Origin of the sequence: Nocardioides dongkuii (genome assembly GCF_014127485.1) — a bacterium.
Lineage (GTDB): Bacteria > Actinomycetota > Actinomycetes > Propionibacteriales > Nocardioidaceae > Nocardioides > Nocardioides dongkuii.
In genome coordinates this window covers 1,459,911-1,486,457 of sequence record NZ_CP059903.1, presented here as the reverse complement: position 1 = coordinate 1,486,457, position 26,547 = coordinate 1,459,911, and the positions used below count along the sequence as shown (strand labels likewise).

Below are 26,547 nucleotides of genomic sequence, written 5' to 3'. Positions count from 1 at the left end.
AGCCGGGCTCCCCTGCCAGGCGTGTGTTCAATCTTAGGCAGGGCCCCGTGAACACGGTAGGCATGATTGAGATTTTGCTCCCACTCGCGCGGTGCCCGCCCAGGTCACCGCGCAAACGATCGGCGCGCACGCTGATCCTGGCACAGCAGGCTGGCGGGTCCGACGACGGCCGGTCCGAACCGGTCGAGCGCCCGGTCGACGGCCCGGTCGGCGTCGGCCCAGCCGTGGTCCGGCTCCCCGAGGACGTGCTGGTGGTGCACGCCGTCGCGCGGCACCAACCCCTCGACGCGGACCCCGACGAGCCGCAGCCGCTCGCGCGACACGCCCACGGCGTCGAAGAGCCCGACCGCGGTGCGGTAGACCTCCTGGGTCACGTCGGTCGGCTCCGGCAGGGTGCGCGACCGGGTGATCGTGCGGAAGTCGGCGTACCGGACCGTGATGGCGACCGTGCGGCCGACCTTGTCAGCGGCGCGCATCCGGTGGGTGACCCGGGCCGCGAGCCGGAGCAGCTGGCGCAGCACGACGCCGCGGTCGGCGCTGTCGCGCCCGAACGTCTCCTGGGCCCCCATCGAGCGGTCGGGCTCCCCCACCCCGAACCCCGCGGCGTTGCGGGCCACCACCTCCCGACGGTCGGCGCCCGAGGCCAGCACCCGCAGCTGGGCGCCGAGGCCCGGCCCGAGGTGGTGCTGGAGCACCGCGAGCGGAGTGCGGACCACGTCGCCCACGGTCTCGAGGCCGAGCCCCCGCAGCGTGGCGCGGGTGCTGGCACCCACGCCGTACAGCTCCCCGACGTCGAGGGGCTCGAGGTAGGCGGCGACCCGGTCGGGCGGCAGCACCAGGACCCCGTCGGGCTTGGCGCGCCGGCTGGCGAGCTTGGCCACCGACAGCGACGCCGCGATGCCGACCGAGCAGGTGATCCCCTGCTCGTCGTGGATGCGGGAGCGCAGCTGCTCGGCGATCGCCGTCGGCGGGCCGAGCCGGCGCACGGAGCCCCGGACGTCGAGGAATGCCTCGTCGAGGGAGACCACCTCGACCTGGGGCGTCACCCGGCGGAAGGTCTCCATCACCGCCCGCGAGACCGTCGAGAACGCCGCGAAGTCCGGCGCCAGGGTGACCGCCCGGGGGCAGAGCCGGCGCGCCTCGGAGCCGGGCATGCCCGAGCGGACGCCGTGCCCGCGCGCGAGGTAGTTGGCCGAGAGCACCACGCCCCGGTGGCCGCCGCCGACGATCACCGGCACGTCCTGGAGGTCGGGCCGGTCCCGGGTGGCGACCGAGGCGTAGAACGCGTCCATGTCAACGTGCAGGATCGGGGTGCTGGCGGCTGATCCCGTCGGCCCCGGCGTCACGGGGCGGACCGGTCAGCGGGTGGCGAGGACGTGCAGCTGGGTCGCCAGCGGGAGGTACTCGGGGCGCTCGGCCACGGCGTGCTCGAGCTCGACCAGCGCCGCCGTGGCGCCCGGCTCGAGGTCGAGCAGCGACCCGGGGACCAGGTCGGCGAAGACGCGGACCCCGTGGACCCGGGTCGTCTCCAGGCCGGCGGCAGCCAGGAGGTCGGCGAGCTCGTCGCGCGTGTAGCGGCGCCCGGCCCGCCCGGTGGGCGAGGTGTCGTCGAGGAGGGCGAGAGCCTGCTGGAAGTGGCCCGCCACCGCCCGGGCCACCACGGCGGCGTGCCGCTGGGCGACGACCAGGCTGAGCGTGCCGCCCGGTCGCAGCACCTCGCCCAGCGTCGCGAGGGCGGCGGCGGGGTCGTCGACGACCTCGAGGACGCCGTGGCAGAGGACGACGTCGGCGGCGTCCGGGCCCGCGACATCGAGCAGCGTGGAGAGCTCGCCCTGCTGCCCGGCGACCTCGACCCCCTGCTCGCGGGCCCGGCGGCCCAGCGCGGCCAGGGCGTCGGGGCTGGGGTCGACGACGGTGACCCGGTGCCCGAGCTCGGCGACCCGCACGGCGAGGCCGCCGGTGCCACCACCGATGTCGAGGACGTCGAGAGCGCCCGCGGACCCGCCGTCCAGGACGGGGCGCAGCGACTCCCAGACGACGGCCGTGCGCGCCGCGCCGCGGCGCTCGCTGGGTCGGTCGGTCGCTGGCATGCGGACCAGCCTAGGGGGTCACGGAGCCACGTCGGCGGCACGGTCGGCGGCTCCCGTCAGCCCGCGCGCGTCGCCGGCGCGTCGACGCTCGCGTGCGGGACCAGGCCGAGGGCGCGCTCGACGACGGCGAGGAAGCGGTCGGCGTCCCGCACCAGGTCGTCGGCCTCGCGCGGGGTCACCGCACGGGTGGAGCCGGCCTCGGCGGCCGCCCGCTTCGTGGCGCCGGCAGCGAAGAACGCCGCCCACTCCGCGAGCTCGGGAGCCACCTCGGTGAGCAGCACCCAGGCGTTCTTCTGCGGACGGCGGCGGGCCGGCGCCGGGCGGGCCCGCGCGGCCAGCAGCGCCGCGGCCGAGCGCAGGGCCGCCACGTGGGCGCAGGCGTAGCGGGTTGGCGCGTCGGGGGCCACCATCGCCTCGCTCAGCGACTCCGCCGCGCGGGCGAGGTAGGAGTGGGTCGTCGCGGGCAGCGCGTAGGGGTGGGGCGCTGCCGGGGCAGGTGCAGGGTGGGTCATCGCGTCTCCTCGTGCCACCGACCCCCAGGCCCGGCGGGAGCGGGGGTCGAGGTCGCTCCCGCCGGACGGTTCGAACGTGTGTTCGAACTGGTGCCTACGTTACACCCGGGTGCCGACAGGACGTCAAGAGATCAGCGGGACGCGTCGGCGGGCGCGGGCGCGTCCACGCCGTGGAGGTACGCCGTGGTGTCGCGGTGGAGGAGGAACCACAGGTAGACCACCTCGAGGACGAGCGAGGCGACCGAGAAGACGACGAACACGGTCGGCGGGCCCGTTTGGATGCCCGCCACGGTGCCGATCGCGGTGAACCCGATCAGGACCACGAGCGATATCCGCGCCCACTCGTGCCCGGCCCGGAAGAACACGTCGAGCACCCACGCCAGGCCGGCCATGGTGGCGAAGAGGACCAGGGCCACCGGCACGAAGGCCGGGATCTGGACCGAGCTCGCCTCGACGGCCTCGAGGCCCCCGGCGCGGTAGGTCCGGCGGACCGACGCGTTGCCCTCCGCCCAGGAGCGCACCAGCTCGTCCTCGAGGAAGACGGTGAGGACGGCGGCCACGCCGCCGAGGACGACCAGCGCCGTCAGTACCTGGGTCGCGCGGGTGACCGAGGTCGGCTGCTGCCGGGGCATGGGTGTCCTTTCGACGGGGCCTCACCGACCCGCTGGGCTGGCTAGGGTCGCAGTATGGCGTCCGAGCACCCCGCGATCACACGCTTCCGAGACGAGCACGCACGACGCGGGGGCGCCGGTGCGGTCGTCATTCTGCCGGACTCGGTCCACACGGCCGCACTCGCCGCCGACGCGCTCGGCTGCGAGGTCGGCGCGATCGCCAACAGCCTGCTCTTCGACGCCGACGGCTCCCCCGTGCTGATCCTCACCTCCGGGGCGCACCGGGTCGACACCGCGAAGGCCGCCGCGGCGGTCGGCGTCGGGTCGCTGCGGCGCGCGACGCCGGAGTTCGTGCGCGAGCACACCGGGCAGGTGATCGGCGGGGTCTCCCCCATCGGCCACCCGGCGCCGGTGCCGACGTACCTCGACCCGTGGCTGCGCCGGCACGAGGTCGTCTGGGCGGCCGCCGGACACCCGGCCGCGGTGTTCTCGACCACGGTCGAGGAGCTGCTCGCGATGACCGGCGCGGTCGAGATCGACGTGGCCTGACCACCTCGGGGTCCTCGTGCTCGCCCCGGAGGCCTAGGGTCCAGCCATGGCGCGGGTGGTGGTCGTGGGCGGCGGGTTCGGCGGGATGGCGAGCGCCGCGCGGCTGGCCAAGCTGGGTCACGGGGTGACCCTGGTCGAGCGGTCGGCATCGCTGGGCGGCGCGCTCTCGAGCGTCGAGGCCGACGGGTTCACCTGGGACGCGGGCCCGACGTCCACGCTGCTGCCGGCGGTGCTGCGCGACCTGTTCCGCAAGTCCGGCCGCCCGCTGGAGCGCGAGCTGGAGCTGGTGGCGCTCGACGTCGTGCGGGTGCACCAGTTCGAGGACCGGAGCCGGGTGCGGCTGCCGGGCGGCACCCGAGGCGCGCAGCTCGCGGCGATCGAGGAGCTCGGGCCGGGACTGGGCCAGCGCTGGGTCGACCACGTCGCGTCGTACACCGAGGACTGGGAGGTGCTGCGGCGGCACTACCTCGAGGTCCCGTGGACGCCGGACGCGCTGCCGCGCAAGGTCGCCGCACGCCTCGACAGCCGCGAGAGCCTGCACACCCGGCTGCGCCGGACGTTCAAGGACGAGCGGCTGCGCCACCTCGCCGGCCACCCGTTCGTCGCGGCCGGGCACGACCTGCGCAACGTGCCGGCGTGGGCCGGGCTGCACGCCTACCTCGAGCAGCGGTTCGACGCCTGGACCGTCCCGGGCGGGATGGCCCGGCTCGGGACCGTCCTCGGCGACCGCCTGGCGACCCGCAAGGTGGAGGTGCTCACCTCGACGACGGTGCACGACCTCGTCGTCCGCGGCGGCCGCGTGGTGGCCGTCAGCACCTCCGAGGGCACCCTGGACGCCGACGTCGTGGTCTGCGCCATCGACCCGCGCCTGCTGCCCGCGCTCGCGCCGTACGTCGCCCGCACGATGCCCGCGCTCCCGCCGGTGGTCAGCCACGTCGGCGTCGAGGGCGAGCTCCCCGACCTGCCCCCCGAGATCGTCCTGCACGGCGACCCGATGCTCGTCGTGCGCACCGGCGGCACCGCGCCGGCCGGGTGCACGGCCGTGACCGTGCACGGGCGCGGGCGGCTCGCCGAGGACATCCTGCGGGCGCTGGCCCGGCACGGCGTCGACCTGCGCTCCCAGCTGGTCACCCGCGTCGACCGCAGCCCGCGCGACCTGGTCGAGGGCTGGCACGGCTCGCCGCTGGGCGTCCTGTGGCAGGGCCGCTCCACCGTGCGCCGGCGGCTCGGGCCGCGGACCCCGATCGAGGGCGTGTACGCCGCGGGCGCGCACGCCACCCCCGGCGCCGGGCTGCCGTTCGTGGGGCTGTCGGCCGCGCTCGTCGCGCAGGAGGTCGGGCCGGCTGCCCGGTGACGACCCGGTGACTACGCGCTGACGTTGAGCGCGGCGAAGATCTCCAGCGTCGCCTTCGACCGGTTCAGCGTGTAGAAGTGCAGGCCCGGCGCACCGCCGGCGAGGAGCTCCTCGCAGAGCTCGGCGGCGACGCGGATGCCCTCGGCCCGCAGCGCCACGGGGTCGCCGTCGTGGGCCGAGATCCGCTCGACGACCTCGGCGGGGACGTCGGCGCCGATCAGCTCGCCCTGGCGACGGATCGCGTTGAGGTTCAGGATCGGCATGATGCCGGGCAGGATCGGCAGGTCGACGCCGCGGTCGCGCACCCGCTCGACGAGCCCGAAGTAGTCGGTGGCGCGGAAGAACATCTGGGTGACCGCGAACTCCGCCCCCGCGCGGGCCTTCGCGACCAGCACGTCGGCGTCGTGGTCGAGGGACTCGGCGGTCGGGTGGCCCTCCGGGAAGGCCGCGACGCCGATCCGGAAGTCCCCGCGCTGACGCACCAGCTCCACCAGCTCGCTGGCGTAGGTCAGCCCGCCCTCGGTCGGCGTCCACGGCGCCCGCGGGCCGTCGCTGGGGTCGCCGCGCAGCGCCATCACGTGGTTGACGCCGGCCGCTGCGTAGGTGTCGAGGATGCCGTCGATCTCCGCCCGCGTGTGCCCGACGCAGGTCAGGTGCGCGACCGGGAGCATCGAGGTCTCGTGGGCGATCCGGCTGGTGACCCGCACGGTGGTGTCGCGGGTCGCGCCGCCGGCGCCGTACGTCACGGAGACGAACGACGGGCGGTAGGGCTCCAGGTCGCTGATCGCCCGCCAGAGCTGCTCCTCACCGGCCGCGTCCTTGGGCGGGAAGAACTCGAACGAGAACGACCGCTCCCCCTCCGCGATCAGGTCGGCCATGCTGCGGCCGCGGTCGGGTCGGTCGGGTGCCATGGCTCGAAGTCTAGGATCGGACCCCGCTCCGGCACCGAATCGTCCGGCCCTCGGGAGGCCCTCTACGCTCAGTGGGGTGACGCTCAGCGGATGGGACGGCGCCGGATTCGGAGCCCGGGTGCAGGCCGCCCTCGACGACTTCCTCGACGAGCAGGCCGCGGGCCTGGCCCCGCTCGGGGACGACGCGGAGCGGCTGCTGGCCGAGGCGCGCGGGGTGGTCACCGGCGGCAAGCGGTTCCGCGCGGCGTTCTGCTGGTGGGGGCACCTCGCGGTCGCCCCGCCCGCCGACGAGGCCGCCCTGGTCCGGGCCTGCGCGGCGCTGGAGCTCCTGCACGCCAGCGCCCTCGTCCACGACGACCTGATGGACGCCTCCGACACCCGGCGGGGCCGTCCGGCCAGCCACCGCGGCTTCGAGGGCGCCCACCGCGGCGCGCGCTGGCGTGGCGACCCCGAGCAGTACGGCGCGGCTGCGGCGATCCTGCTCGGCGACCTGCTGCTCAGCTGGTCCGACGAGCTGCTGCGGCGCTGCGGGCTGCCGCTCGCCCAGGTCGCGCCCGCGCTGGAGGTCTTCGACCGCTGCCGCTCGGAGGTGATCGCGGGCCAGTTCCTCGACGTCTCCGTGCAGGCCCGTGGCCGGGCCGACGTCGACACCGCGATGACCGTGCTGCGCTACAAGTCCGCGAAGTACTCCGTCGAGCGGCCGCTCCACGTCGGGGCTGCGCTCGCCGGGGCGGACGCAGCCACGCTCGCGGCGCTGACCGCGTTCGGGCTGCCGCTCGGCGAGGCGTTCCAGCTCCGCGACGACCTGCTGGGCGTCTTCGGCGACCCGGCGACGACCGGGAAGCCCGCCGGCGACGACCTGGTCGAGGGCAAGCGCACCGTCCTGGTCGCGCTGGCGCTCGACGGCGCCTCGCCCGAGGACGCCGCGCTCCTCGACCGCTCGCTGGGCACCCCCCTGGACGAGGCCCGGGTCGCCGAGCTCCGGCGGGTGATCGCCGACTCCGGTGCGCATGCCCAGGTCGAGGCGGTCATCGAGCAACTGGCGGAGACCGCCGTGGCCGCGCTGCGGCGCGGGCCGTTCGACCCGGACGCCGTGCAGGTGCTCGAGGAGCTCGCCTCGGCGGCTACCCAGCGCGTGGTGTGAGCGGAGCCGCTACAGCGCCATCGCCTGCGCGCGGCGCTTGACCTCCGAGCCGCGGTTCTCGCGGAGGGCGTCGATCGGGCGGCCCGGGTAGTTGTCGTCGGTGAAGAGGAACGCGATGCACTCGCGGTCGTCGTACTTGCCGTCGTGGAGGATCGTCAGCAGGCCGGGCAGCCCCTTGACCACCAGGCCGTCCTGGATGAAGGCGGCCGGGACCTGCTGACCCGCGCCGGGCCGCGGGACGGCGGCGGCCAGCTCGTGGTCGCGGATCATCGTCTTGACCTTGGCGACCGTGACCCCCAGCTGCTGGGCGGCGGCCGCCCAGTCGAGCCACTCCGGGACCAGGGCGTCGAGGTCGGCGTCGGCGAGTCGGTCGGTCATGCCCCGAGTTTCCCACGCGGGCCGCCGTGCGCCACGCCGGGGACGCACGAACCGGGCGCGGACGGGCCACGACCGTAGGATTGGGGCTCCGGATCCTTCCCCATCCGGTCGCAGGAGGGTCGCTGTGGCGTCGAACGGGCACACCCGTGCGCCCATCGGCGCGCCCGGAGGTGCCGCGGCCGACCCCCTGACCGGCCGCCTCCTCGACGGCCGCTACCGGGTCGGGGCGCGGGTCGCCCGCGGCGGCATGGCCAGTGTCTACGAGGCCACCGACATCCGGCTCGACCGCACCGTCGCCGTCAAGGTGATGCACCCCGGTCTCGGTGACGACGAGGAGTTCGCGGCCCGGTTCGTGCGCGAGGCCCGCGCCGCGGCCCGGCTCTCCCACCCGAACGTCGTCTCCGTCCACGACCAGGGCAACGACGACGGCGTGGTCTTCCTGGCGATGGAGCTCGTCGAGGGCCACACCCTGCGGGACACCATCTCCAAGGAGAGCCCGATGTCGCCGATGCGGGCGCTCGCCCTCATCGAGCCGGTGCTCTCCGCCCTCGCCGCCGCCCACCGCGCCGGGCTGATCCACCGCGACGTCAAGCCCGAGAACGTGCTCATCGCCGACGACGGCCGGGTCAAGGTCGCCGACTTCGGGCTCGCCAAGGCGGTCAGCGCCGAGACCCAGCACACCGCGACCGGTGGCGTGCTGATCGGCACCGTCTCCTACCTCGCGCCCGAGCTCGTCGTCGACGGCCGGGCCGACGCCCGCGCCGACGTGTACGCCGCCGGCGTCGTCCTCTACGAGCTGCTCACCGGGCGCAAGCCGCACGAGGGCGAGTCACCGATCCAGGTCGCCTACAAGCACGTCCACGCGGACGTGCCGCCGCCCTCTGCGACCGTCCCCGGGCTCCCGCCGTACGTCGACGCGCTGGTCGCCCGGGCCACGGCCCGGGACCGCGAGCAACGACCCGCGGACGCCGCGGTGCTGCTGCACCACGTGCACCGGGTCGCGCAGGCGCTGGCCGACGGCGTGCGCGACGACGAGGACCTGACCGCCGACCTGCTGCCACGGTCCCCCGTGGCGGACGGGCCCGAGCCCACCGCCCGCCTGCTCCTCGGGCGGCCGGGCGACACCTCCCCCGAGATCTGGGACGCCGAGCAGCTCGGGCGCGTGCTCGACCCGCCCGCGCCGCCGGCGCCGTCCACAGCCCTGGCCCCGGGCTCGGCTCCGCCGCCCCGGTCGCCGGAGCCGGCCGCGCCCCGTCGTCCCCACCGCTCTCGCCGCGGCCTCGTGCTGCTGCTCGTCGCCCTGCTGCTCGCCGGCGGGATCGGCGCCGGCGCCTGGTGGTTCGGCTCGGGCCGCTACACCGCGGTGCCGGGCGTGGTCAGCCTCCGCGAGGCGGCCGCCGTCGACAAGCTCGAGGCCGCCGGCCTCGAGGCCGAGGTCGGCGACCCGGCGTACTCCGAGACGGTGCCGGCGGGCGTGGTGATCGCGACCGACCCCGGCGCCGGCGCGCAGGTGCTCGACGGCGACACCGTGACGATCACGGTCTCCCTGGGCAAGGAGCGGTACACGCTGCCGAAGCTGGCCGGGCTCACCGAGGACCAGGCCAAGGCGGAGCTCGCCGACCTGAACCTGTCGTACGGCACCTCCACCCCCCGGTACTCCGAGAAGGTGCCCGAGGGCGTCGTCCTGTCCAGCAAGCCCGACGTCGGGAAGGTGCTCAGCCGCGGGGCGAACGTCGACCTCGTGGTCAGCCAGGGCCGCCGGCCGCGGCCGGTGGGCGACTGGGTCGGCAAGCCCTACGACCGGGCCGCGGAGAAGCTCGAGGCGCGCGGGCTGGTGCCGACGGTGACCGACGAGCAGTACTCCGACGCCGTCCCCCAGGGCGACGTCATCGGGCAGGACCCCGTCGGCGGCACCCTCTTCCGCGGCGACAGCGTGTCGTTCACGGTCTCCCTCGGCCCCGAGCTGGTGGAGATGCCGAACGTCCGCGCCGCCGGCGTCGAGGCGGCCCGCGACCAGCTCGAGGACCTCGGCTTCGAGGTGGAGACCCGCGAGTCCGACGCCCACCTCGGCCTCGGCTACGTCTTCTCCAGCGACCCCGGGGCCGGCGAGATGGTCCCGAAGGGCAGCACCGTCACCCTCACGATCATCTAGGGGGTCGGCACGGCCTCCGGAGCCGGCGTCGGCTGGACGGACGGCTCCGGGTTCGTCGGCTTCGTCGGCGCCGGTGGCTCCAGGGCCGGGGACTGCTCGACGGGTGCGGAGGGCAGGGGTGCGGAGGGCAAAGGCGCGGGCTGAGGCACGGGTGCCGGGACGGCCGCCGCGACCGGGACCGGCTCGCAGCCGACCACGGTGTCCTTGCCGTTGCCGCCCACGCACACGTCGACGTCCTCCTGGCCGTCGAGGTAGTCCTTGGCGTTGCCGCCGTCGAGGTGGTCGTTGCCGGGACCGCCGAGCAGGATGTCCTTGGCGTTGGCGCCGAACAGCCGGTCGTTCCCCCCGCCGCCGACGAGGCAGTCGCCGCTGTTGCCGGCGTGGAGGGTGTCGTCACCGCCGAGCCCCAGGATGACCTGGGCGCGGGTGCCGCCGAACAGCACGTCGTCTCCCCGGGTGCCGTAGACGACGCCGACGTAGGAGCCGGTGCAGGCAGCCGGCACCTCGGGAGCCCAGGCCACGATGGTGTTGGTCTGCATCGGGGCCCGGGAGGTGAACAGGGCCTGGGTCCCGCTCGGTTGCACCACGATCGCCGCAGCAGCGGAGGCGACCAGCACTCCCGCTGCCGCGAGACAAGCCAGACGCCCCGGCGGGCCCGGCCGGACGAATCCGGTCGAGCCCGCGACACCGTGGCCGGTGTTTCCAGACATCATCACGACGCCCTTCGGGTGGGGGTTGGTGGGATCAGCTCCAGGTCTTGGGCCAGAGAACGGCCGCGTGACCGGAGTTGGTGCCGCTGGGCACGGTGGTGGACATGTCGCGCTCCGCGAAGGTCCCGCCGTTGTTCGCGGCCTGGACAGCGTGAGCCGTGACGTCCATCGTCACGTTGCTGCCCTGGAAGGCGTTCGGGGCGGACAGCGGCAGCTTCGAGCGGATCTCGATGTTGGTGTCGTCGCCGTCCTTCCAGATGAGGTTGTCGGCAGCGCCGGAGTAACCGCGCGGGATGGAGACGATGTTCTTCTTCTCCGCCACGCAGGTGATGAGGCCGGCGCCGTCAGCCGAGCACGTCGTCGCGGCCTGCAGCGCAGTGTCAGTGATCAGCGTGTTGAAGGTGGGTCCGTTGAAGTTGTAGGGGGTGACAGTCATGTCGAAAGAACCCGAGCCGGGAACGCCGTTGTACATCGGCTGAGTCCCCGTCTCGATGCAGCTGGCGAGCTGCGCGTCCGTGAGGTCGGCGGTGTTGGCGATACCGGGAACCGCACATGCCTTCTGGGCGACCGACGTGACGAGCAGGTCGATCCCGACGAAGGAGTCGTTGCCGGCGTACTCCAGACCGAACTTGCTGATCGCCGAGGGGTCGCCAGGCATGAGGCCCGCGAGGGTCAGCTCTTCCGAGACGTCGTCGTTCTCGGTCAGCGAGTTGGAGCCCGCGGTGATGGTGTTCTCCTGCGGACCAACCTCGGAGCTGAACAGCGCCGACGTGCCGCCGAACGTGAGTGCGGCGAGCGCCCCCACGGCACTGACGCCACCGACGAGGACGCCTGCGCGGCGCTTGTTGAACTTCATGGTGTTTCCCTTCGATTGTTGATGCTGAATGCTGTGAAGAACTCAGGCCGACTCGAGCGTCTTGGGCTCGTCGGCGTCGACGTCGACGTCGACCTCGCTGTCGAGGTCGTCGTCCCCGGCCGCCCGCCACCACCTGGCGAGGACCGGGAAGAAGAGGAAGACGCCGAGCAGGAGGACCAGGACCGTGATCCCCTTCGGGGTCTGCACGGAGTCGAGGACGTACCCGGCGTTCGGGACGTGGAAGGAGTAGGCGCCGACGACCTGCTCCGGCATGACGGGCGAGTCGTCGATCATGTTGTTCGCGTCGCCCTGGGTGCGGTAGCTGACGTTCCCCGTCTCGGGGCTGCCCTTCACCCGGACGATGCGGTGCGTGACGAAGGCGTTCTCGTCCTGGGCGGCCCGGAAGGTGATCACGTCACCGACCTCGAGCCGGTCCTCCTCGCCCGTCACCGACTTCTCGATGAGGACGTCGCCCGCCTCGAACGCCGGCGTCATCGAGTCACTGAGGACCGTCATCACCGGACGGTCAGCGATGCGGGTCACGCCGTTGTCCTCGGTGCGGGCGAACAGCACGAGGACGACGAGCAGGACTCCGACGACGGCGAACGTCGTGGCCAGGACCGTGGTCGTGACGCGGATGAGCGCAGCGATCTTCACGTGCTCTCCTCCCCCCAGGAGCTCGAATGCGAGTGCGGAATCAATCTGGGGGGCCGACGACCTGTGGCTCATCAGCAAATTCGTTGAAAGGTCGATCTGCGGGTCCCGCTCGCACCTGCGGGCCAGTTGTCAATGACCACTTCGCGTCATGGCGAGCTGGTCGGCCCGATCCCATACTGCGGAGCGGACCTGTCGGTCCTGGGGGATGCAGTACCAGCGGGGGGGCCGTTGTCGAGCACCATGTTCCATCCACGTCGTCGCGCGTTCGCGCGTCATCCGGCGCTGTCGCGAGTCCAGAGCGTCGCGATCGGGGTCGCGGTCGCCGTGCTCACGCTGCTCGCGGAGACCGGCCGGCTGGCGACGCACCAGTTCGTCACCACCTTCGAGGTCATCGCCCTCGGGCTGTTCGTGTCCGCCGGCGCCCTGCGGACCGCGCGCTGGCGGGTCCACCGCGACCGCGCCGGAGCGGTGGTCGGATCCGCCCTCGTCGTGCTGGGCGTGGGTCTGCTGTCCCAGCTGCAGCCGGGGCCTGCCCGCGCCGAGCTGACCGGCGCAGCCCCCGAGGAGATCAGGACAGCACTGCTGACCGCCGCGGTGGTCGCCCTCCTGGCGCACGCGTTGCTGCTGTCGTCCCGGGCGCGTCCCCGCCCCGTGGTGACCATCGTGGCCGCGACCTCGCTCGTCACCCTGGGCTCGTCGGCCCTCGTGGCCATGAGCGGGCTCCTTCCCGACGCGCTGCGGTACGGCGGGTCGGGGGCTGCCTGCGTCCGGGCCGGGACGGCAGTGGCCTGGGCGTTGCTGGCGCTGCTGGCCGTACGGCGCCGCGGCGCCTGCGCGTGGGCGGGCCGCACGATCCTGCCGCTCGCCGGCATGAGTGCCGCCGCCGCGCTGTACGCCGTGGCGCTGCTCCCGTCGTCGGCGGGCGACGGCCTCGCGGTGGCCGCCGCACTCGTCACGGCAGCCGTCGCGTGCACCGCCATGCACCACGCGCTCGCCGACGTCGAGGTCGCTGCCGGAGCCGACCAGGCGGTCCTGGAGCGGGAGCTCCTGGCCGCGACGGCCGCGGTCGCGAAGCGGGACGCGTGGCGCGAGGACCTCGGGCACGACGCCACCAACGCCCTCGCGGGACTCCGTTCGGCCCTCGGCACCCTCGAGCGCTACGCCGCCCACCTCGACGCGGCGACCATCAGCACCCTGCAACAGGCAGCCCTGGCCGAGGTGAACCACGTCGAGCGGCTGCTCGAGCGCCGCGAGGCCGACCCTCGCGTCGAGCTCGACGTGGCCGCCGCGGTGCGGGACGTCGTGGCGACCCGGCGCGCGACGGGATCACGCGTCCGGTTCGCCCGGCTGGACGGCACCGCCCTGGGTCGTCCCGGCGACCTCGCCACCGTGCTGCACAACCTGCTGATCAACGCGGCCCGGCACGGTCCGGGCGCCCGGACCGTCGTGGACGTGGAGCGCCTCCCGGGCCTGGTCGAGATCCACGTCGTCGACGACGGCCCCGGCATGCCGGACGGCCTCGCCGCTCGGGTCTTCGAGCGAGGGGTCCACGGAGGTCACCGCCTCAGCACGGGCCTCGGCCTCTTCATCGCGCGCCAGCTGATGCGTGAGCAGGGCGGTGACCTCGAGCTGCGCGGTCACGCGGCGGGCTGCCACTTCGTCCTGACGCTCCCCTCCGCCGAGGCCGTCCGGGAGCTGCAGCCGGCCGACCCGGTCGTCGGGGCCCACGGCCTCCTCGGCACGGCGCGATGACTGCTCGCCCGGTGCGGGTGACCCTGGTGGACGACCACCGCCTCCTGAGCGACAGCCTGGTCGCCGCGCTGACCGCCGAGGGGTTCGCGGTACGTGCCGTCGAGCCGTCCCCGGGCCCCGATCTCGTGCACGAGATCGCCGCGACGACCCCGGACCTGGTCCTCCTCGACCTCGACCTCGGCGACTCGATCGACGGCACCGTCCTGGTCCGCCCCCTGCGCGCCGCGGGGGCCCGGGTCCTCGTGATGACGGCGTCGACGGACGCCCTGCGTCATGGTGCGGTGCTCGAGCAGGGCGCCGTCGGCGTGCTCCAGAAGTCCCGGCCCTTCGACGAGCTCCTCACCGGCATCACGGCAGCGGCGTGCGGCGAGGACCTGCTCTCCCCCGAGGACCGTCGTGGGCTGATCCGGCGATGGCGTGCCGCTGCCGTGGAGGAGCGCGACGTCGCGGCCGGATTCGCCCGCCTCTCCACGCGGGAGGCGAGCGTGCTCGAAGCGCTCCAGGAAGGCCGGTCCGTGCGGGAGATCGCCGTCGGATGGCACGTCAGCGAGGCCACGGTGCGCAGCCAGGTCCATGCGATCCTGACCAAGCTGGGCGTGACGTCCCAGCTCCAGGCGGTGGCACTGGCGAGGCGCGGCGGGTGGGTCCCCCCGGCCTGACCACCTGGCCTGGTCACCCAGATTCCGTGCTGGGCAGCCCGGCGGCATAGCGTCTGTGCGTGCCTCGTCCCGCTCAGCCCGCGCCTGCCCTCCGCAACCCCGTCGGCACCCATGTCCTGGTCGGCAAGGGGCTGGTGGCCGGCGCGCTCGCGTCGGCCGAGGAGCTCGGCTGCGAGACGTTCCAGGTCTTCGTCGGCAACCCGCGCGGCTGGGCGCTCTCGCCGGGCAAGCCAGCCGAGGACGCGGCCTTCCGCGCGGCGACGGCCGAGCGCGGGCTGCGGGTCTTCATCCACGCGCCGTACCTGGTCAACCTGGGGTCGCCGACCGCCTCGACGTATGAGCGCTCGGTCGCCACCGTCGCCCACAACCTGCGCCGCGCCGCCGAGATCGGCGCGGAGGGCGTGGTCGTGCACACCGGGTCGTTCGTCGAGCCGTCCGCCGAGGAGGGCGAGGCGAGGTACGCCGCGGCGATGCGCCAGGTCCGCGACGGGCTGCTGCCGCTGCTCGACGCGGTCGCCGGCGAGTCGGCGCCGTGGCTGCTGCTCGAGCCCACGGCGGGCCAGGGCCGGTCGCTGTGCGCCGGCGTCGAGGACCTCACGGCGTACCTCGACGCCCTGGATCACCACCCCAAGGCCGGGATCTGCCTCGACACCTGCCACGTGTTCGCCGCGGGCGCGCCCCTCGACGAGCCCGGCGGCGCCACCGCGACCCTGGACCGGGTCGTCGAGATCGGCGGTCCGGGGCGGCTGCGGCTGGTGCACGCCAACGACTCGATGGACGTCCGCGGCGCGTTCAAGGACCGGCACCAGAAGCTCGGCGAGGGGCACATCGGGCTCGGCGCGTTCGAGGAGCTGCTCGCGCACCCTGCGACGGACGGGGTCCCGTTCGTGCTCGAGACGCCGGGGTCGCGCGACCACGGTGACGCGGGCATCGGGCTGCTGAAGGCGATGAGGGTGTCATGAGCACGGCGCCGGTCGACCGGCGTACCTCCCTGCTGGCGACGCTGGTGCTGCTCGCCATGACCGCCAGCTGGGGATCGACGTTCTTCCTGATCAAGGACCTCCTGGAGCGGGTGCCCACGCTCGACTTCCTCGCCGTGCGGTTCACGATCGCGGGCGTGGTGATGGTCGCCGTGGCGCCGCGCGCCCTCCTCCGGCTCTCCGCGGAGGCCCGGCGCCGGGCGGTCGTGCTCGGCGGGGTGTACGGCGTCGCGCAGATCCTGCAGACCGCGGGCCTCGCGCACACCCCCGCCAGCGTCTCCGGGTTCATCACCGGCATGTACGTCGTGTGCACGCCGCTGCTGGCCGCGGTGCTGCTGCGCACCCGGATCACGCCCCTCGCCTGGGGCGCCGTGGCGCTCGCGACGGCGGGCCTCGGCGTCCTCACGCTGGACGGGTTCTCGGTCGGGTACGGCGAGGCGATCACGCTGGTGGCCGCGGTGCTCTACGCGCTGCACATCGTCGGGCTCGGCGCGTGGTCGAACGCCCAGGAGGCGCTGGGCATGTCGATCATGCAGCTCCTGGTGATCGCGGTGGTCTGCCTGGTCGCCACCGCGCCCGACGGCATCGTGCTGCCGGACCAGGGTCGCGACTGGCTCTCGATCGTCTACATGGCGCTGATCGCCGGGGCCCTGGCGCTGATCGGGCAGACCTGGGCGCAGGCGCACCTCCCGCCCACCCGCTGCGCGATCGTGATGAGCATGGAGCCGGTGTTCGCGGCGTTCTTCGCAGTGCTCCTGGGCGGGGAGTCGGTCACCGCCCGGATGGCGATCGGCGGGGTGCTCGTGCTCACCGCGATGCTCGTCGTCGAGGTCGCCCCGCGCCGCAAGGTCGAGGGCGAGGTCCAGCACCTGGCGGTCTGAGCGGCGCGGCTAGTCGAAGGCGAGCACCATCTGCGTGGTCGCGCGCTCGCGACGGGCCAGGGCGAGGATCGCGGCCGGCGCCTCGTCGACCGGCACGACGTCGGTGACCAGGACCCGGCGCAGGTCCTCGCCACGGCTGCGGAGCAGCCGGGCGGTCTCCGCGGCCAGCCGCTGCCGGTCCCACGAGGGGGCCAGACCGCGCGGCACCCGGGCGATCTGGGCACACCGGATCGTCAGGCCGTTGTGGTGGAACTCCTCCCCGAGACGGAGGTCCGCCGCCCCGCCCTGGTAGAACGCCAGGTCGATCACCGTGCCCTGCGGGCGCAGCGCGCGCAGCGCCTCGTGGAGCACCGCGCTCTGGCCGCGGCACTGCAGGACCAGGTCGGCGCCGCGGTCGCCGGGGCCGTGCCGCCACCGGCCCTTGGCCCAGCGCCACAGCTCGGTCGCGCTCGTGTCGACGGTCTCCAGGCCCAGCCGCCCGGCCACCTCGAGCCGCCGTGGGTCGGGGTCGGCCACCACGACCTCGGCGGCGCCGTGCTCCTGGGCGAGCAGGGCGGAGAGCAGTGCGACCACCCCGGCCCCGGTGACGACCACCCGCCGGTCGCGGACCCCGTCGCCGAGCGCGACGTCCTCGCCGGGAGCCAGCTCGGCCGCGGCGTGGAGCAGGCCGTTGGCGCAGATCGGCCCCATCTGCGCGAGGTAGATCCCGAGCACCGGGTCGACGTCCTCCGGCACCGGCACGAGCACGTCGGCCGGGCCGAGCACGTGCTCGGAGCGGTGGCCGTACGCCGCGCCGACGAGCGAGCCCACGGCGACGTCGTCGCGGCGGGTCTCGACCACCTCGCCGACCTCCATGTAGCCCATGGCGCGCACCGGGAAGCTGCGCGAGGCTCGCCCCGGGACGAAGACGCCGAGGTCGGGGTCGCGGTAGGACGTGAAGCCGGGGTCGGTGCCCTTCACGTAGGCCAGCTCGGTGCCGGCGGACAGCCCGCTCCAGCGGGTGACCACCCGGACGCCGCCGTCCTCGACCTCGGGCAGCTCGAGCTCGAAGAACGCCGGCTCGAAGGGGGCGCGGACCCCCAGCGAGCGGCAGGTGCGGGCGGCGGTCACGACGCGGGCCGCTCGGCGGCGCAGGCGAGCGCGTGGGTGCGCAGCGCCTCGGCGTACGGGCTGCGGACGTCGTCGCCCCTCCCGGCGACCGCGTCGAGGAACGCCCGGTCCTCGGCGGCGATCGGGTCCTGGAGGCTCCGCTCGGAGACCGACCCGGCCGCGGTGGTGACGGTCAGCCGGTGGTCGACGATGGCGGCCTCGGTGAGCTCGAGCGCGTAGCCCTCCCCCACCAGGTGCAGGCCGACGCGGTGGCGCGAGGGCAGCACCCGCGCCGACGACACGCCGCCGACCGCCCCGGAGCGGAAGCGGAGCGAGACCGTGGAGGCCAGCGGCACGTGCTCGTCGTCCTCGGCGGGCACGTGGGCGGCGACCACCTCGCTCACCTCGCCGACCAGCAGCCGGGCCAGGTCGAGCACGTGGGTGGTCTGCTCGACCAGCTGTCCGCCCGACCGGTCCCGGTCGACCCACCACGGCACCGGCGGGGTCCCGTCGAGCCAGAAGCCGCTGACCAGGACCGGCGGCCGGTCCGCGACGAGCTCGCGGGCCCGGTCGACCAGGTCGAGGTAGCGCCAGTGGTAGCCGACCGCCGTCGTCAGCCCGGCGTCCTCGATCAGCAGCGCGAGGCGCTCCGCGGTGGCGAGGTCGTGGGCCAGGGGCTTCTCGACGAAGAACGGGAGGCCGCGCCGTACGGCCGTCTCCTCCAGCACGCCGTGCGCGAAGGGCGGGACGCAGAACCAGACCGCGTCGAGGTCCTCGGTGTCCATCAGCGTCTGGCCGTCGGCGTAGGACCGGGCGTCGTGCTCGGCGGCCACCGCCACGGCCCGGGGCGCCACGGCGTCGGCCACCGCCACGATGTCGACGTCGTCGAACGCCGACAGCGCGGCCAGGTGCTTGCCGGCGATGAACCCGGTGCCGACGCACCCCACCCGCAGCCGCTGGGTCACGGCAGCACCGCAGCGTTCGCGAGCACCTCGTCGTACACGGCAGCCGTGTTCTGCGCCATCCTCGTCGCCGTGAAGCGGGTCAGGTAGCGGCGCTGCCCGGACGCTCCCATCCGTCGGCGCAGGAGCGGGTCGCTCAGCACGTCGTCCAGGGCCTCGGCGAGCGCCGGTGGCCGTCCCGGCGGCACCAGGAGTCCGGTCACGCCGTCCTCGACCGCCTCGGAGGTGCCGATCACCCGGGTGCCGACGACCGGCAGCCCGGCCTCCATCGCCTCGAGCGCGGCGAGGGGCATGCCCTCGTGCCGCGAGGGCAGCACGAACACGTCGGCGGCGTCGAGCAGCTCGCGTGCGTCGGTGCGGTGGCCGACGAAACGCACGGCGTGCTCGACCCCGAGGCGCTCGGCCTGGGCCTGCAGCGTGGCTCGGAGGTGACCGTCCCCGATCAGGAGCACGGCCAGGTCGGGGAACCGCCGGACCAGCGCCGGCACCGCGTCGACCAGGTCGCGCTGGCCCTTCATCACCGTGAGCCGGCCGACGGTCAGCACGACCGGCTGCTCCGGACGGAGCCCGAGCTCTCGGCGCGCCGCGTCGCGGCCGGGCGACCAGGCGCGGGGTTGGACGCCGTTCGGGACGGTGGTGATCCGGTCGGCGGGGACGCCGATCTTCTCGTACGTCGCGCTCTGGCGGCGCGACACCATGATCACCCGGTCCACGGGCTCGAGCGCGGTGAGCGCCAGGGCCCGCTTGCGGCGGTTGTGCACGAGCCAGGGCAGGTGCAGCGTCTGCACGACGGCCGGCACGCGCATCGCCCTCGCCGTCCGGGCGGCGTCCCAGTTCTCCCGACCCGTGCCGACGTGCAGGTGGAAGACCTCGGTGGGGTGACGCCGCAGGTCGTCGGCGATGGCCGCCGCGAACCCGGGATCCCGGGGGTGCGGCAGGCGGGCGAGCCGCGCCCCGCGGCGCTCCATCGGGGCGAACATGCGCTCCGCCTTGTCGTTGGCCCAGTACATGAGGGTCACCCGGCGGCCCTCGCGCAGGTACTCCTCGGCCAGGCACACCATGTGCGCGCCCATCCCCGAGGGATCCGCGGAGGGTGTGTACAGGTCGACCGACGGCAGACCGCCGGACCCGGCGCTGCTGGCTCCGTCGCCGTCGCCGTCGAGCGGGTCCACCCGCACAGGCGAGTCCCAGGTCGTCACTCCGAGAGCGCTCTCGTCCACGAACTTGGTCACGCACACCTCCTCCTCCGCGCCGCACACGGGTGCGGGGCGGTACCCGGAGGATCGCGTCCCATGCGACGCGGGAGCGTCGGGGCGCCCAGCTAGCTGGCCCCGAGCGGTGTCCATCAGAGTACGGGCGGTAGCCAGCCACGGCTGCTTCCTCGGGATCGACTGCGCCTGAGGGCGCGGTCTCAGACGGCGAGGACGAGCTCGAGGAGTCGTTGCTCTCGGGTCGTGAGGGTGTGGATCTGCATCGCGGGTCGGGGTAGGTCGGGTGCGGTCGAGGTGACCCGGTGCCCGGTGGGGGTGGTGGTGGTGACCCGATGTCGACTGGATTCTGCGTCGAATGGATCGGGTGGGTCGGTGGTGGCGGTCCAGCCGGGGGCTTGCTTGGTGTGGTTGCACTGCTCGCACAGCCCCTGACCGTTGACCTCGGTGGTGGGACCACCGGCGGCCCAGTCCTCGACGTGGTCGTGGTGGCGGACGGGGGCGTCGCACCAGGGGGTGCGGCAGGACTGGTCCCGCAGGTCCAGGAACAACCTGAGCCCGGCGGGGAAGGTCCGGGCGACCGACTCCAGGGCGGTCAACTGGCCGGTGGTGGGTGAGACGTAGAGCTTGCGCAGCGTGGCGAGGGCCTGCTCGGCCGCGCTCGCGGTGAGCTCGCGGGCCAGCGCGGCCGGGATCGGTCCATGGCCCCCAGCCAGGCGGGGTCGGTGCCCCGGCGATCAGGGTCTGGTCGGAGAGGTCATGTTGACCGCGACCGGCACCGCCTCGGCGGTGTCCTGGCCGGTGACCCGGACCACCAGGGTGTCGGCCATGATCTGTCCCGGGTGCGGGGGTCACCCTGGCGCGGAGCCGGTCGGCGTGGCGCCCAGGCACGCCCAGACCGCGATCCCCTGCGCGGCTGGGAGCAGTGCGGTGACCTGCGACATCGTCTCCGGCACTGGGCGGACGCTGACCCGGCGCTCGGAGACCTCGCGGCGGGCCCGGTCGACCACGGCGCGGGGGTCCAGGGTGTAGCCGATCTTCTTGGCCTCCGCGACCAATCGCCGGTCCCCCCACCCCTCGGCGGTGGCCGGGTCGGCGAACAGGCGGGTGTCCACGGCGGCGCGGTCCTCGCGGGACAGGCAGGCGGTCTCCCGCGCCACCAGGGTGGCCCGCCACTCGGAGAGCACCCCGGCCTCCATCGCGGCCAGCGCGTGCGGCATCTCGTGGACCAGGACCTTCGCGAGCCCGAGGTGGGTGCCGCCGCGGTGCGGGGACTCCCGCCGGGCCAGCGCGACCTGGCCGGCCACCCCACGGCCCCGCTGGTCGGCCGGGACTCCGCGGTGGGTCTGCTCCTCGCACTGGGAGACGTCCAGGTCCACGCTCAGCCGGGCCTGGGCGGCGCACAGTTGCGCCTTGAGGTCCTCACAAGCCCGGATCCGATCCACCCGCTCGCGTCGCTCAACCCGGGCTCGACCAGCCCGGCCGCCCAGGACGCCACCCGGTCCGCGCCGGGCACACCGGTGCCGTCGGCGAGCGGTGCGGGGGTCGGGGACATGTCCCGATTCTATCGAACGTCTGTTCGAACAGCAATAGGTTGTCCCCAACCAACTGGTCAGACTTTCGCGTGCCGGCTGTCCGTCGTGTCCCATGCGCTGGCACGGAACTCCTTGAACCTGGTGAGCGCATCGCGCCCGGCGTGCTTGCTGACCGGATCGCCGTCGAGCTGGGCCAGCCACGTCACGAGACGGCGCCCGGAGACGAACTCGATGCCGTCAACCACGGCGCCCTCCGGGACCTCGTGCTGCGCAGCGCCCCAGAGGACGACCACGGGACGGACGACGAGGGGGTTCGTGCGTGCCCGGTGCCGCGACCCTCGGGTGCTCGCCAGCACCGACTTGCTCACCCCCTCGGCACGGATCTTGGCGCGCCGTGCGTCGCGCGCCATGTCCACGGTCTGCTGTGGATCGGTGCTGGTACGCCACTTGGAGTCGATGGTGACGAGGCCGCCGCGCCGCGTGACGACGAGATGGTCGAGGTCCCCGGCCTTGAGGTTGATGCTGTCCACCCAGCCCCAGATGAGGCCCTTGCGCTTCGCCCGACGCAGCTCGTCCCGGGTGTTCTCCTCGCCCCAGGCGCCGCGCAGGTGCTGGAGCGCATGGCGGTCCTGGGCGATGAACGCGACGTACAGCATCTGGACGCAGGCGGCGACCACGCCGGCGTGGACGGCGCCGAGCAGGTACCACCGGAACGGTGTCATCTGACCAGTCGTCAGCAGCACCGTGGCCAGACCCAGCCCGCCGAGGAGCCCCAGACACACAACGGAGAGGAACACCGCGTTCCGCGTGATCCAGGCTCTCCGTCGCTGCCGGAGGACGCGGCGCGAGTACGGGCGGAACTTCGTCACGCCTCACCGTTCGGCCGGCCGACGTCGCACTTGATGAAGATCCGAGGATCGCCGACTCGGCGCCCCCCCCCCCCCCCCCCCCCCCCCCCCCAACCGGAACACAAGCGCCGACTCGGCGTACCCCTCCGCGACAGCACGATCCGCAGGCCGGATAACCCTCGCCGCACGCGAGCGGGTGGCCTAGCGTCACGGACATGGTCGTGGTCATGTCCCCCGACGCCACCGACGAGGACATCGCGAACGTCGTCGCCCGCGTCGAGGGCGTGGGCGGGGAGGCCTTCGTCTCCCAGGGCGTCGTCCGCACGATCATCGGGCTGGTGGGCGACATCGACTCCTTCCACCACCTCAACCTGCGGACCCTGCGCGGCGTGGCCGACGTGCACCGCATCTCCGACCCGTACAAGCTCGTCAGCCGCCAGCACCACCCGGTCCGCTCGACGGTGTGGGTGGGCCCGGCGGGCCACCGGGTGCCGATCGGCCCCGACACCTTCACGCTCCTGGCCGGCCCGTGCGCGGTGGAGACCGCGGAGCAGACGCTCGAGTCGGCCCGGATGGCGCGGTCGGCCGGCGCGACCATCCTGCGCGGCGGCGTGTTCACGTCGCGCACCTCGCCGTACGCCTTCCAGGGGCTGGGCCTGGCCGGGCTGGAGATCCTCGTCAGCGTCGGGAAGGCGACCGGGATGCCGATCGTGACGGAGGTCGTGGACCCCCGCGACGTCGCGGTCGTCGCGGAGCACGCCGACATGCTGCAGGTCAGCACCCGCGACATGACCAGCGTCGGGCTGCTCCAGGGCGTCGGCGACGCCGGCAAGCCGGTGCTGCTCGAGCGCGGCACGACCGCGACGATCGAGGAGTGGCTGATGGCGGCCGAGTACGTCGCCCAGCGTGGCAACCTCGACGTGGTCCTGTGCGAGCGCGGCGTCCGGACCTTCGAGACCGCGACCCGCACCACCCTCGACCTCTCGGCGGTGCCGGTGGTGCAGGCGACCAGCCACCTGCCGGTCATCGTCGACCCCTCGCACGCCACCGGGCGCAAGGACCTGGTCGTCCCGCTGTCCCGCGCTGCGATCGCGGTCGGCGCGGATGGCATCATCGTCGACGTGCACCCCGACCCCGAGACCGCGCTCTGCGACGGCGCGCAGGCCCTCCCCGGCACCGAGCTGCGCGAGCTGGCCCAGGCCGTGCGCCGGCTGCCGCCGATGCTGGGCCGGGCCGACGCGAGCACCCTGGTCCGCAGCTCCTGATGAACGACGAGAACCCGGACGACTGGCGCACCGGCACCGCCGAGCGCCCCGCCGTACGCCCGCCGCCCCCGCCGCCCCCGCCGCCGTTCCCGCCGGCGCCGTCGTCCGCGCGGTTCCCGCTGTACGCCGACGAGGCTGTGCCCCCGCCCGCACCGACTCCGGCACCCACCCCTGCCGCCACCCCGCCCGCGCACCGGCACCGGCGGGGCGGGCGCCCGGGCCTGGTGGTCGCGCTCGCGACCGGCGCGGTGCTGCTCGCGGTCGCGCTCGGCGGCGGCGTCCTGCTGCTGGCGGACGACGACGGCGACGACGACGAGGGCAGCGAGCGGCGGACCCCGCCCTCGACCTCGTCGGCGCAGGAGCTGCAGCGGACCGAGCAGCCCACGGCACCCGCGACGCCCGCGCGGCCGGAGAAGCCCCAGAAGCCGGCGAAGACCAAGGAGCCGAGGCAGCAGCCCGAGGACGTCGCCCCGCTCGCGAGCGCCGACGTGCCGGCGACCGCACCGGAGAGCACCGACCTGGACGGCGGCACGACCCGCTACACCGCGGACCGGATGCTCGACGGCGACCCCACCACCGCCTGGCGGATGCCGGGCGACGGCACCGGCAGCGAGATCACCTTCACGCTCCCCGAGCCGACCCGGCTGCGGTCGGTCGGCCTGGTCAACGGCTACGCCAAGACCGCGACGGGCGCGGGTGACGGGGTGCTCGACTGGTACTCCGGGAACCGCCGCGTGCTGGCCGTCGAGTGGGTGCTCGACGACGGCACCACCGTGCCGCAGGAGCTGGCGGAGGGCCGGGCGCTGCAGACCGTGCGGGTCGGCGGGGCCACGACCTCGACGGTGGTGCTCCGCCTGCTGGAGGTGAGCACCCCCGGGACCGGTCCGGCGCGGCGCGACTTCACCGCCGTCAGCGAGGTCACCCTGGTCGGGACCCCGGCTCAGGTCGGCTGACGCTCCGGCACCCGGGCCAGGGCGGCGCCCAGCGCGTCGAGCGCGACCGGCTTGCTGAGGTAGTCGTCCAGGCCCGCGTCGAGGAACCGCTCGCGGTCCCCGCCGAGCGCGTTGGCGGTGAGCGCGACGAGCCAGGGCCGCCGTCCCGGCCCGGCGCCGCCGTCGGCGGCGCGGATCAGGCGGGCCGCGGTCAGCCCGTCCATCAGCGGCATCTCGATGTCCATGAGCACGACGTCGTACGCCGTGGCGCGGGTCGCGTCGACGGCCTGGTGCCCGTTGACCGCGACGGTCGGCACGATGCCGAGCCGGTCGAGCATCCGGGTCACCACCTTGCGGTTGACCGGGTCGTCCTCGACCACGAGGACGCTGAGCCCGTCCACCTCGGGGAGGTCCAGGGGCTCGTCGAGGACCGACGGCGCGAGGACGGAGCGCTCGTGGGCGATCCGCACCTCGACCCGCGTGCCGCGGCCGACCTCGGAGGTCAGCGCGATCGTGCCGCCCATGGCCTCGACCAGGCCGCGGGAGATCGCCAGCCCGAGCCCGGTGCCGCCGTGCTCGCGCGTGGTTGAGGCGTCCCCGCGCGCAAAGGACGAGAACAGCGCCGGGATCCGGTCGTCGGGGATGCCGATGCCGGTGTCGGTGACCGTGACCCGCAGCTCGGTGCGGCCGTCGCCGAGGTCCTCGGCGTCGCAGCGCAGCTCGACCGAGCCCGCCTCGGTGAACTTCACGGCGTTGCCGACGACGTTGACGAGCACCTGGCGCCACCGGGAGGTGTCGCCGCGGAGCGAGTCGGGGAGGTCGTCGGCGCAGACCAGCCGCAGGGCGACACCCCGGCGGGCCGCGACCGGGGCGAACCTCGCGACCGTCTCGTCGAGGAGCCCGCGCACCGAGAACGGCTCGTCGGCGTAGGAGATCCGGCCCGACTCGAGCGCGGAGTAGTCCAGGACGTCGTTGAGGAGCGCGAGCAGGTGGCCGCCGCTGTGGTGCGCGGTCCGGACGAAGTCGCGCTGGTCCTCGTCGAGGTCGGTGCGCAGGAGCAGGTCGGTGAGCCCCAGCACCGCGTTGAGCGGCGTCCGGATCTCGTGGCTCATCGTGGCCAGGAAGGCGGCCTGCTCCTCCGCGGCCAGCTCGGCGGTGCGCCGGGCCGCCTCGTGCAGCTGGGCCACCTCGTGCCGCTCGGTCAGGTCGGTGAGCACCGCGAAGTAGCCCTCGACGGCGCCCCCGGAGCCGTGCACCGGCGAGGCGCCGAGCGCCACCCAGGACTCGCGCCCGTCGGCGGCGTACAGCGCCAGCTCGACCCGGACGTGCTCCTCGCCCGCCATGCAGGCGTGCAGGTGGCGGACGGTGTCCGGGTCGGTCGCGGGGCCGTCGAGGAACTCCATGGCGTCGCGGCCCCGCACGTCAGCCAGCAGCCAGCCGGAGGACCGCTCGAAGGCCTTGTTGGCCCAGACGATCCGGCCCTCGGGGTCGGTCGCGATCAGCGCGCTGTCGGTCGCGCGCACCACGCGGGAGTAGAACGACAGCTCGTCGTTCACCGCCCGGAGCTCGCGCACCGCGCGCTCACGCTGGCGGAGCAGGACGACGACCAGGACGCCCGCCACCAGCGCGGCGACGAGCGGCACGCCGGGCATCAGGTCGGACACGTCCTCCACCGTGGCAGGGCTGCCGCAAGTCGGCCCCAAGGGACCGTGTGGATTCCGGCAAGACCGGGTGGGGCCTAGTCGCCGGACTCGAGGCGGTAGCCGATGCCCCGGACGGTGACGATCGGGTCGGGCGCGCCGGGGGCCTTGCGCAGCTTGCGGCGCAGGTTGCCGATGTGCACGTCGACGACCCGCAGGTCGCCGTGCGCGTGGCCCCAGACGTCCTCGAGCAGCTCGCGGCGGGCGAAGACCCGGCGGGGCGCGCCGGCCAGCGCCCGGAGCAGGTCGAACTCGATCCGGGTCAGCGGCAGCGGGTGGCCGCCGATGCTGACCTCGCGGGCGGCGACGTCGAGGACGATCCCGCAGGCGGTCCGCACCTCCGAGGCGCGCGGGGCGCGCGGACGGCGGCGCACGGCGCCGATCCGGGCGGCCAGCTCGGCCGGGGAGTACGGCTTGGTGACGTAGTCGTCGGCCCCGAGCCGGAAGCCGATCACCTTCTCGACCTCGGTGTCGTGGGCGGTCACGATCAGCACGTAGGCGTCGCTGAAGGTCCGCAGCTGGCGGACGACCTCGAAGCCGTCCATGCCGGGCAGCGCCACGTCGAGGAGCAGGAGGTCGTAGTCGTGCACCCGGGCGATGTCGATCGCCCGCTCCCCCGACTTCGCGATGTGCACCTCGAACCCCTCCCGCTCCAGGATCCGCGCCGAGATCCGGACGAACTCCTCGGCGTCCTCGACGACGAGGGCCGTCGGCCGGTTGGCGGGCGCGCGACGGGACCGGTCGGCGGCATGCTCGAGGGAGTGCGCGGCGGTCATGCCGGGGTCATCGGCACGTACCCCCCTCCGTATGAG

27 protein-coding genes are annotated in these 26,547 nt (G+C 74.4%); 10 read left to right on the top strand and 17 right to left on the bottom strand.

Annotation, left to right across the window (positions count from 1 at the left end):
* Positions 1–104: 104 nt before the first annotated feature.
* From dinB to H4O22_RS07230, 4 genes are all read right to left on the bottom strand, one after another.
* Positions 105–1,346 carry a DNA polymerase IV gene (dinB, locus tag H4O22_RS07245; protein ID WP_280530188.1) on the bottom strand — a complete coding sequence of 414 codons (1,242 nt, stop codon included), beginning with the start codon at positions 1,344–1,346 and terminating at the stop codon, positions 105–107.
* Between the two features lie 12 nt (positions 1,347–1,358).
* Positions 1,359–2,090 carry a class I SAM-dependent methyltransferase gene (locus tag H4O22_RS07240; RefSeq protein ID WP_182526340.1) on the bottom strand — a complete coding sequence of 244 codons (732 nt, stop codon included), beginning with the start codon at positions 2,088–2,090 and terminating at the stop codon, positions 1,359–1,361.
* Positions 2,091–2,146: 56 nt separating this feature from the next.
* Positions 2,147–2,602 carry an SAV_6107 family HEPN domain-containing protein gene (locus tag H4O22_RS07235; RefSeq protein WP_182526339.1) on the bottom strand — a complete coding sequence of 152 codons (456 nt, stop codon included), beginning with the start codon at positions 2,600–2,602 and terminating at the stop codon, positions 2,147–2,149.
* 131 nt (positions 2,603–2,733) lie between these two features.
* Positions 2,734–3,234, bottom strand: coding sequence for a hypothetical protein (locus H4O22_RS07230; RefSeq protein ID WP_182526338.1), 501 nt, complete (start codon positions 3,232–3,234; stop codon positions 2,734–2,736).
* A 54-nt stretch (positions 3,235–3,288) separates the two neighbouring features.
* Between H4O22_RS07230 and H4O22_RS07225 the strand changes: the two genes are divergently transcribed.
* Both H4O22_RS07225 and H4O22_RS07220 read left to right on the top strand, forming a co-directional pair.
* A complete protein-coding gene (locus H4O22_RS07225) occupies positions 3,289–3,762 on the top strand; it encodes a YbaK/EbsC family protein (protein ID WP_182526337.1) in 474 nt (157 codons plus the stop codon).
* A gap of 46 nt (positions 3,763–3,808) precedes the next feature.
* A complete protein-coding gene (locus H4O22_RS07220) occupies positions 3,809–5,116 on the top strand; it encodes a phytoene desaturase family protein (protein ID WP_182526336.1) in 1,308 nt (435 codons plus the stop codon).
* 11 nt (positions 5,117–5,127) lie between these two features.
* Here H4O22_RS07220 and metF read toward each other — a convergent pair whose 3' ends face one another.
* The gene (gene metF / locus H4O22_RS07215; protein WP_182526335.1) at positions 5,128–6,027 is read right to left on the bottom strand and encodes a methylenetetrahydrofolate reductase [NAD(P)H]; all 900 of its coding nucleotides are present in this window, start codon (positions 6,025–6,027) and stop codon (positions 5,128–5,130) included.
* A gap of 76 nt (positions 6,028–6,103) precedes the next feature.
* Here metF and H4O22_RS07210 point away from each other — a divergent pair, with 76 nt between their 5' ends.
* On the top strand, positions 6,104–7,171 hold the full coding sequence (locus tag H4O22_RS07210; protein ID WP_244963144.1) for a polyprenyl synthetase family protein: 1,068 nt from the start codon (positions 6,104–6,106) through the stop codon (positions 7,169–7,171).
* 9 nt (positions 7,172–7,180) lie between these two features.
* On the opposite strand, the gene H4O22_RS07205 is transcribed toward H4O22_RS07210, so the two are convergent.
* Positions 7,181–7,549: an Rv2175c family DNA-binding protein gene (locus H4O22_RS07205; protein WP_182526333.1), complete on the bottom strand. Its 369-nt coding sequence runs from the start codon at positions 7,547–7,549 to the stop codon at positions 7,181–7,183.
* A 124-nt stretch (positions 7,550–7,673) separates the two neighbouring features.
* On the opposite strand from H4O22_RS07205, the gene pknB reads away from it, so the two are divergent.
* Complete coding sequence (pknB, locus tag H4O22_RS07200; RefSeq protein ID WP_244963143.1) at positions 7,674–9,701, top strand: Stk1 family PASTA domain-containing Ser/Thr kinase; 2,028 nt, start codon at positions 7,674–7,676, stop codon at positions 9,699–9,701.
* On the opposite strand, the gene H4O22_RS07195 is transcribed toward pknB, so the two are convergent.
* The 3 genes from H4O22_RS07195 to H4O22_RS07185 form a co-directional block, all read right to left on the bottom strand.
* On the bottom strand, positions 9,698–10,318 hold the full coding sequence (locus H4O22_RS07195) for a calcium-binding protein (RefSeq protein WP_182526331.1): 621 nt from the start codon (positions 10,316–10,318) through the stop codon (positions 9,698–9,700). The genes pknB and H4O22_RS07195 overlap by 4 nt on opposite strands.
* Positions 10,319–10,445: 127 nt before the next feature.
* Positions 10,446–11,267 carry a hypothetical protein gene (locus H4O22_RS07190; RefSeq protein ID WP_182526330.1) on the bottom strand — a complete coding sequence of 274 codons (822 nt, stop codon included), beginning with the start codon at positions 11,265–11,267 and terminating at the stop codon, positions 10,446–10,448.
* Positions 11,268–11,309: 42 nt separating this feature from the next.
* Positions 11,310–11,924 carry a signal peptidase I gene (locus tag H4O22_RS07185; RefSeq protein ID WP_182526329.1) on the bottom strand — a complete coding sequence of 205 codons (615 nt, stop codon included), beginning with the start codon at positions 11,922–11,924 and terminating at the stop codon, positions 11,310–11,312.
* 240 nt (positions 11,925–12,164) lie between these two features.
* On the opposite strand from H4O22_RS07185, the gene H4O22_RS07180 reads away from it, so the two are divergent.
* The 4 genes from H4O22_RS07180 to H4O22_RS07165 are packed head-to-tail and all read left to right on the top strand — an operon-like array spanning position 12,165 to position 16,196.
* A complete protein-coding gene (locus tag H4O22_RS07180) occupies positions 12,165–13,676 on the top strand; it encodes a sensor histidine kinase (protein WP_182526328.1) in 1,512 nt (503 codons plus the stop codon).
* A complete protein-coding gene (locus H4O22_RS07175) occupies positions 13,673–14,335 on the top strand; it encodes a response regulator transcription factor (RefSeq protein ID WP_182526327.1) in 663 nt (220 codons plus the stop codon). Before H4O22_RS07180 ends, H4O22_RS07175 begins: the two co-directional genes overlap by 4 nt.
* 59 nt (positions 14,336–14,394) lie before the next feature.
* The gene (locus H4O22_RS07170) at positions 14,395–15,297 is read left to right on the top strand and encodes a deoxyribonuclease IV (protein WP_182526326.1); all 903 of its coding nucleotides are present in this window, start codon (positions 14,395–14,397) and stop codon (positions 15,295–15,297) included.
* Positions 15,294–16,196 carry a DMT family transporter gene (locus H4O22_RS07165; protein WP_182526325.1) on the top strand — a complete coding sequence of 301 codons (903 nt, stop codon included), beginning with the start codon at positions 15,294–15,296 and terminating at the stop codon, positions 16,194–16,196. The genes H4O22_RS07170 and H4O22_RS07165 overlap by 4 nt, the downstream gene beginning before the upstream one ends.
* A gap of 9 nt (positions 16,197–16,205) precedes the next feature.
* Here H4O22_RS07165 and H4O22_RS07160 read toward each other — a convergent pair whose 3' ends face one another.
* From H4O22_RS07160 to H4O22_RS07140, 6 genes are all read right to left on the bottom strand, one after another.
* Positions 16,206–17,306 carry a zinc-dependent alcohol dehydrogenase gene (locus H4O22_RS07160; protein ID WP_220451314.1) on the bottom strand — a complete coding sequence of 367 codons (1,101 nt, stop codon included), beginning with the start codon at positions 17,304–17,306 and terminating at the stop codon, positions 16,206–16,208.
* Positions 17,303–18,250 (bottom strand): Gfo/Idh/MocA family protein, encoded by a 948-nt coding sequence (locus H4O22_RS07155; protein ID WP_220451313.1) that lies wholly within the window; start codon positions 18,248–18,250, stop codon positions 17,303–17,305. Before H4O22_RS07155 ends, H4O22_RS07160 begins: the two co-directional genes overlap by 4 nt.
* Entirely contained in the window at positions 18,247–19,479 is a 1,233-nt protein-coding gene (locus H4O22_RS07150; protein ID WP_182526324.1) for a glycosyltransferase family 4 protein, read from the bottom strand. The genes H4O22_RS07155 and H4O22_RS07150 overlap by 4 nt, the downstream gene beginning before the upstream one ends.
* Positions 19,480–19,658: 179 nt before the next feature.
* The gene (locus tag H4O22_RS20380; protein ID WP_220451312.1) at positions 19,659–20,054 is read right to left on the bottom strand and encodes an HNH endonuclease; all 396 of its coding nucleotides are present in this window, start codon (positions 20,052–20,054) and stop codon (positions 19,659–19,661) included.
* A 252-nt stretch (positions 20,055–20,306) separates the two neighbouring features.
* Complete coding sequence (locus H4O22_RS20375; RefSeq protein WP_220451311.1) at positions 20,307–20,900, bottom strand: DUF222 domain-containing protein; 594 nt, start codon at positions 20,898–20,900, stop codon at positions 20,307–20,309.
* A 167-nt stretch (positions 20,901–21,067) separates the two neighbouring features.
* Complete coding sequence (locus H4O22_RS07140) at positions 21,068–21,859, bottom strand: hypothetical protein (RefSeq protein ID WP_182526323.1); 792 nt, start codon at positions 21,857–21,859, stop codon at positions 21,068–21,070.
* A 194-nt stretch (positions 21,860–22,053) separates the two neighbouring features.
* Between H4O22_RS07140 and aroF the strand changes: the two genes are divergently transcribed.
* Together aroF and H4O22_RS07130 are read left to right on the top strand one after the other, a co-directional pair.
* Positions 22,054–23,103, top strand: coding sequence for a 3-deoxy-7-phosphoheptulonate synthase (gene aroF / locus H4O22_RS07135; RefSeq protein WP_182526322.1), 1,050 nt, complete (start codon positions 22,054–22,056; stop codon positions 23,101–23,103).
* Positions 23,103–24,056: an NADase-type glycan-binding domain-containing protein gene (locus H4O22_RS07130; RefSeq protein WP_182526321.1), complete on the top strand. Its 954-nt coding sequence runs from the start codon at positions 23,103–23,105 to the stop codon at positions 24,054–24,056. Before aroF ends, H4O22_RS07130 begins: the two co-directional genes overlap by 1 nt.
* Here H4O22_RS07130 and H4O22_RS07125 read toward each other — a convergent pair.
* Both H4O22_RS07125 and H4O22_RS07120 read right to left on the bottom strand, forming a co-directional pair.
* A complete protein-coding gene (locus H4O22_RS07125; protein ID WP_182526320.1) occupies positions 24,044–25,699 on the bottom strand; it encodes a PAS domain-containing hybrid sensor histidine kinase/response regulator in 1,656 nt (551 codons plus the stop codon). The genes H4O22_RS07130 and H4O22_RS07125 overlap by 13 nt on opposite strands.
* 74 nt (positions 25,700–25,773) lie before the next feature.
* Positions 25,774–26,511 (bottom strand): response regulator transcription factor, encoded by a 738-nt coding sequence (locus tag H4O22_RS07120; protein WP_182526319.1) that lies wholly within the window; start codon positions 26,509–26,511, stop codon positions 25,774–25,776.
* Between the last annotated feature and the right edge of the window lie 36 nt (positions 26,512–26,547).